The following is a 6,090-nucleotide window of genomic DNA, read 5'->3' on the forward strand; positions in this document are numbered from 1 at the left end:
GTGTGATTCAGTAAAACAGTTTGGAGCGGATTTCGTAGCGGTCGGCCCGCATGGTGGATTGGACGTATTCGAACGGGCCGCTGGCATCGAAAGTGGTGCGGCGCACGATGAACGCTGCGGTTCCGGCACCGACTTCGAGCAGTCCGGCGTCGCCTGCCTCCACCGCGCCGACCCGATAGAGCTCGTCAGCCTCGGTGGGCACGATGCCGTAGCGATCGCGCAGGGTGTTGTAGAGCGAGGCCAACTCACCCTGAAGCGGCAGGAACCCCGGCACGCGATCGACCGGCAGATAGGCCGTCTGCACCCCGATCGGGTTGCCATTGCCCAGCCGCAGGCGGCGCAGGCGCACCACCGGATCGCCGATGGCCAATTGCAGGGCCTCAGCCACCTCTTCGTCGGCGGGCACTTCGCTGCCCTCGGTGGCGCGGGTGCCGATCACCTCGCCCAGATTGGTCATCTCGTCGGTAAAGCTGGTCAGCCCGCGGATACCGGCAACGATGGTTGAACGGCGCACGAAGGTGCCCCGCCCATGCTCGCGGCGCAGCAGCCCCGCTTCTTCGAGCCGCCGCAGGGCGTGGCGCACGGTGATCCGGCTCACTTCGAGCATTTCGGTCAACCGCGTTTCATTGGGCAGCTGGTCGCCGTCCTGCCATTCGCCCTCGGTGATGAGCGCGCGCAGGGCCTGCTCGGCCTGATGCCAGAGCGGCTCGGGTCGGCGACGATCGGGTTTGCGGATTCGCAGAGGTTCGCTCACGATTCCTCCCAGATTGAGTGTTGATACGCAGCCAACGCAGCACCGCAGAGGGCGGCCTGAGAGCCAAAGCCCCCTGCCGTCAGAGAGACCATGCGCAGATGTGGCGGCAGGTGGGCCTGGAGCTGGTGCAAAAGGGACGGGCCAAACAGGTCGAGCGCACTCGATACCCCGCCCGAGATGACCACCCGGTCGGTGCCCGTCAGCGCCACCGCGCCACTGAGCGCTGCCCCGAGGATTTGCCCGACCGTTTCCAGTGCGGCTCTTGGCGCGTCCTCGCCATGGCGGGCGGCAGCGACAAGCGCCGCGCCATCGGCAAGGCCAAGCTCCTGCGCCGCGCGATCCAGCGCCCGCCCGGACGCGTGCCGCTCCAGCCAGCCATGCTGGGGATCGCCTGCTTCGTCGTAACGCGCGCAGGCCCAGCCAAAGGATACGGCGGTGCCCCCTGCCCCGCGCACGATGCGCCCATCGGCAAGCAGCGCCGACCCGATCCCGGTGCCAATGGCCAGAAGGATCGCGTTGTCGGCCCCCTGCGCAGCCCCGACAGCCGCTTCGGCCAGCAGGGAGAACTGCGCGTCATTGCCCGCTGCGACCCGGACGTCGGGGAACAGCGCGGCGAAATCCACATCATCGAGCCAGCGCAGATTTGGGGCCCAGCGGCAGACGGTGCCTTCCACCAGCCCCGGTACGGCGATGCCCAGAGCGCCCGCGCCGGTCTGGTCGAGCAGTGTTTCCACGGTCTGCCGGAAGGCATCGAGGTTCTGCGGTGCCGCCTGTTGGACCAGATGCGGCGGCACGGCGTCCGGCGCGATCTCATGGGTTTGAAACAGCGCGGCGCGAAGATTGGTGCCGCCCAGATCGATGGCGAGGGCTGGTGTCATCCCTTCACCCCCGAGCCGACCATGCTGTCGACGAAAAACTTCTGCAAGAAGACGAACAGCACCAGGGGCGGCAGCACGGCCAGCGTCGCCCCGGCCATCACCAGCCCGGTGTTCATCGCGCCACGATTGTAACTGAGCAGGCGGCCCAGGCTGAGCACGATGGGATAGTTGTCGGTATTGCCCTGCAACACGGTCAGCGGCCACAGATAGGTGTTCCAGTGGAAGGTGAAGGCGAACAGCGCCAGCGCGGCGATGGCCGGAACGATCACCGGCGCGACCACCGTAAAGACGATGCGCAGTTCGGACGCCCCATCCACCCGCGCCGCATCGATCAGGTCATCGGGCACCCCGGCGATGAACTGGCGCATGAGGAAAATGCCAAAGGCATTGCCCAGTTGCGGCAGCACCACTCCCAACAGCGTCCCGGCCAATCCCATTTCGCTGACCATGCGATAGAGCGGGATCAGCGTCACGATGGGCGGCAGGAACATGGTGCTGATCAGTAATGCGAACACAAGGTTGCGGAACGGGAACCGGTATTTGGCGAACGCATACCCGGCCATCAGCGAGGTGACGAGAATGCCCAGCGTGGCCGAGACGGCGATAATCGCCGAATTGAGCATCGAGCGCCCGGCGTCGATCACCCCATAGACTTCGCCATAGGCATCCAGATTGGGATCGGCGGGCAGCCACACCGGCGGCACCTGCATGCTTTCCTGCGGGGTTTTCAGGCTCGACAGCACCATCCAGACCAGCGGAAAGGCGGCGACAACCGCGAGCACGATGATCAACAGCACCATCGCCGACCGGCCAATCCCGGAGACCCGTTGTGCGCTCATTGCTCTTCTCCCCTGCGGTTGAAGGCAAAGATGGCCACCACCGCCACGATCAGCGCCAGCATCATGGCCACGGCCATGGCCGATCCCATGCCGCCCTGGGCGCGCTCGATGCCGACCCGGCGGATGTGATAGGTCAGAACATTGGTCGATCCGGCAGGCCCGCCCTGGGTGATCAGCACCACCGGCTCGAACACCTGCACGGCGTTGATCACCGCCACGACCGAGGAAAACAGCAGCGTGCGGCGCAGCAGCGGCAGCGTCACGCCGAAAAATGACTGGATGCGGTTGGCCCCATCGATCCGCGCTGCCTCATAGAGCGAGGCCGGAATCTGGGTCAGCCCGGCCACGGTCAGCACGGTGAAATAGCCGATCTGCTGCCAGATATTGAGCACCACCAGCGAATAGAGCGCCGTATCGGGCGACGACAGCCAGGGCTGCGGGCCAAGGCCCAGCCATCCCAAAATCTGGTTGAGGGGCCCTTCAGTGGGCGAATAGAGCTTTGACCACACCAGCGCCACCGCGATCATGGGCACCATATAGGTGGCAAATAGTACGGTGCGCAGGAACTGGCCACCCCGCACCTCGCGCTGGTGCACCAGCAGCCCCAGCAACACCGACAACGGGATCATGATGATCACCGACAGCCCGGTATAGATGGCGGTATTGACGAACGCCCGGCGGAAATCCCGGCCCACGGAAATCGGCGCGAACAAGTCCTCGTAATTGCGCAATCCGACAAATCTGGCCGCGTTGAACCCGGTCTGGGACGACCAGTCGTGAAACGACAGCCAGACGGTCAGCACCATCGGCACCAGAATGAAGATGCCGATCAGGAGCACCGCCGGTCCGAGCATGACCGCGACATTGGCTGAGGAGTGTGACCGCATGGATGTGCCGAATACGAGGAACTTTCGCCCGCCGGGCGGGCAGCAAACGATTGAGACGTGCCGGACGCCACTGCGCCCGGCACGGGTTAAAGAGCGATCAGCGCGCGGCGCGTTCGAGGATCACTTCGGCGTCCGCCTGCGCGTCCTGCTGCGCTTCCTCGGCTGTGATCTGACCGTATTCGAGGCTTTCGAGCACCTGCTGGATGGCGTCGGTGAACTCCTGTCCGCCCAGCACCAGCGGGAACGCCTGGGCGTTTTCAAGCACCGAGACATAGCCGGCGAGGAATTCGCGATCCAAAGCGCTGGCATTAGCCTCGACGTCCGAACTGCGCGAGGGCAGGATGCCCATCGAGAGCAGGATATCGGCCATGGCCGAACTGCCGTTCTCGCCGGTGCCTTCGCCATTGAGCCAGCTCAAAAAGCCCCAGGCGGCGTCCTGTTCTGCGTCGGACGCCGAACCGTTGACCACGGTCAGCCAGGAATAGGAGATCGAGCTGGGCGCGTCACCCGAGGGGCCAACAGGAATTGGCGCGGTGCCGACATTGGCGAAATTGTCGCCCATGCCCCCTTGCAGGGCGCTTTCCCACCAGTTGGCCATGACGATCATGCCCGTGCGGCCCGAGACGAAATTGTCGAGATAGGGGCCGGTGGTATTGGCGTCGGCGGTGCCCATTTCCGGGCGCGACCAGCCATTGGACACCAATTGCTCATAGAGCCCGAACACTTCACCGGCCTGCGGCGTATCAAGCGCTGGGCCGTTCTCGTCGATCAGCGCACCGCCATTAGAGACGAGGAACGAGGCGAAGGGATGCACGACGCCCGAGTTCCACGAGTTGATCAGCCCAAAGCCCTGCTGGCCCTTGCTCTCATCGGTCAGCGCTTCAGCGGCTGCGAGGAATTCATCCCAATTGGCCGGGGCTGCGTCGATGCCGGCTTCGGCAAACAGCGCCTTGTTGTAGTTCAGCGCATAGACGTTGATTTCGTTGGGGAAACCATAAACCGTCCCGTCCACGGTCGCGGCGGCGGCGATACCCGACGGCCAGGCGGCGTTGACGTCGCCCGCAGCGGCTTCGGGGGCCGGATCGACCAGCCCGTCGCGCACCAGTTCGGGCAGCCACAGGTCGTAAATGCCCGAAATGGTGGGACCGGCAGACCCGGTCTGCGAGCGGATCGTCGTCAACAGATCACCGAACGGCACGGCGCGCACGCTCACCGAGACATCGGGATTTTCTTCGCTGTAGCGGGCTGCTGCCTGTTCGAGCAGCGCCACGGTTTCGGGTGCCCAGTGCGTGAGATAGCTGATCTCAACCGCCTGCGCGAATGTCGTCCCCGAAATGCCCATGAGGAGCGACAACGATAATGCATGATGAAGTTTCACGTTCATTCCCCTTTGGAGTGGAAAAAGGTCCCTCCGACCTTCGCAAATAGGTTATAACAACATGTCGTCCTGTCAATGCACAAAAAAAGCGGACCGCGCCCCAAAGCGCAGTCCGCATTCGAATGTCAGGATTGAAGAGTGCCGAACACCCGCCCCCGCTCCATCTGCGAGGATCTTCCTTTCAGTTCGAGCGAGGAATCAGCCGTTTAGCGCGACAGGAAATCCACCACCGCGCGCGCCAAAATCGCGCTGTCCGAAGGCGTTGCCATCGAGTCGCGCGCCTTTTCCAGCGTCGCCTCCGGGGCTCGTCCTTCGCGCAGATCGATCAGCGCCCGGGCGTAATCGTCCTCGAATTCGGGATGCGGCTGGAGGGTGAGAATGGCGTCATTGTCATAAAGCAGCCCCGCATTGGGGGCGAATTCCGAGCGCAGCACCACCCTCGCGCCATCGGGCGGGGTGATCACCTGATCCTGATGCGAGCAGGCGATCGAGAGGGTTTTGACCCCGGGATCGAACACCGGTGGTGCGGCCAGCACATCATAGGTATGGCGGCCCAGCCCCCAGCCCTTTTCCGATTTGCGCACCTCGCCGCCCAGCGCGTCGGCGATGATCTGGTGGCCGAAGCAGATGCCGATCATTCTGGTTTGGGCTGCATAGGCGCGGCGGAGAAAGTCGCGCAGCCCCGGCAGCCAGGCGTGGTCTTCGTAAACCCCCGCCGAGGACCCGGTGATCACCACCGCCTCCAGCGTTTGCGGGTCGGGCAGCGCTTCGCCCTGCGCCACGCCGACCACGGTGATCTCGGGCGTGGCGCCTCCCCTTTTGAGGGCGGCTTCAATCATTTGCGGATAGGTCGAGAAAGTGTCAGCCAGCGACGCCGGCACAAAGCCGGTTTCCAAAATCGTCAGCTTCATTGCGGTCCTCCCAGAGCCGTAACGGGACGGCTTGATGGCAGTCGCGGCAAGGCTTGGCAAGCCCCGGGCCGCTGCCAGCGGTCAGGCGGCGACGAACGAGAGGGCTACGCCGTTGATGCAATGGCGCTTGCCGGTGGGCGGGGGACCGTCATCGAAAATGTGCCCCAGATGCCCGCCGCAATTGGCGCAATGGCATTCGACGCGGGGAATCCACAGGGTCGTATCCATGGAGGTTCCCACCGCGTCGGGCAGCGCCTCCCAGAAGCTGGGCCAGCCGGTGCGGCTGTCGAATTTGACCTCCGAGGAATAGAGCGCCTGATCGCAGCCAGCGCAGTGGTAGGTCCCGGGATCGTAGATCTTGTCTAGCGGCGAGGTGAACGCGTGTTCGGTCCCGTGTTCGCGCAGGATGAAATACTGCATGTCGCTGAGCTTTTCGCGCCACT

At 64.3% G+C, this 6,090-nt stretch carries 7 protein-coding genes; all 7 read right to left on the reverse strand.

Annotation, left to right across the window (positions count from 1 at the left end; all coding sequences use genetic code 11):
• Positions 1 to 7: 7 nt before the first annotated feature.
• Positions 8 to 754 carry a GntR family transcriptional regulator gene (locus tag VNS12_RS03465; RefSeq protein WP_325486449.1) on the reverse strand — a complete coding sequence of 249 codons (747 nt, stop codon included), beginning with the start codon at positions 752 to 754 and terminating at the stop codon, positions 8 to 10.
• A complete protein-coding gene (locus VNS12_RS03470) occupies positions 751 to 1,632 on the reverse strand; it encodes an ROK family protein (protein WP_325486450.1) in 882 nt (293 codons plus the stop codon). The genes VNS12_RS03465 and VNS12_RS03470 overlap by 4 nt, the downstream gene beginning before the upstream one ends.
• Positions 1,629 to 2,471, reverse strand: coding sequence for a carbohydrate ABC transporter permease (locus VNS12_RS03475; protein ID WP_325486451.1), 843 nt, complete (start codon positions 2,469 to 2,471; stop codon positions 1,629 to 1,631). Before VNS12_RS03475 ends, VNS12_RS03470 begins: the two co-directional genes overlap by 4 nt.
• The gene (locus VNS12_RS03480) at positions 2,468 to 3,358 is read right to left on the reverse strand and encodes a carbohydrate ABC transporter permease (RefSeq protein ID WP_325486452.1); all 891 of its coding nucleotides are present in this window, start codon (positions 3,356 to 3,358) and stop codon (positions 2,468 to 2,470) included. Before VNS12_RS03480 ends, VNS12_RS03475 begins: the two co-directional genes overlap by 4 nt.
• Before the next feature lie 97 nt (positions 3,359 to 3,455).
• The gene (locus VNS12_RS03485) at positions 3,456 to 4,742 is read right to left on the reverse strand and encodes an extracellular solute-binding protein (protein ID WP_414693054.1); all 1,287 of its coding nucleotides are present in this window, start codon (positions 4,740 to 4,742) and stop codon (positions 3,456 to 3,458) included.
• 200 nt (positions 4,743 to 4,942) lie between these two features.
• Positions 4,943 to 5,647: a glutamine amidotransferase-related protein gene (locus VNS12_RS03490; protein ID WP_325486454.1), complete on the reverse strand. Its 705-nt coding sequence runs from the start codon at positions 5,645 to 5,647 to the stop codon at positions 4,943 to 4,945.
• Positions 5,648 to 5,728: 81 nt separating this feature from the next.
• Positions 5,729 to 6,090: peptide-methionine (R)-S-oxide reductase MsrB (gene msrB, locus VNS12_RS03495; RefSeq protein ID WP_325486455.1), on the reverse strand; the 362-nt coding region annotated here is incomplete at its 5' end.

Source organism: Pelagibacterium sp. (genome assembly GCF_035555455.1).
Taxonomy (GTDB): domain Bacteria; phylum Pseudomonadota; class Alphaproteobacteria; order Rhizobiales; family Devosiaceae; genus Pelagibacterium.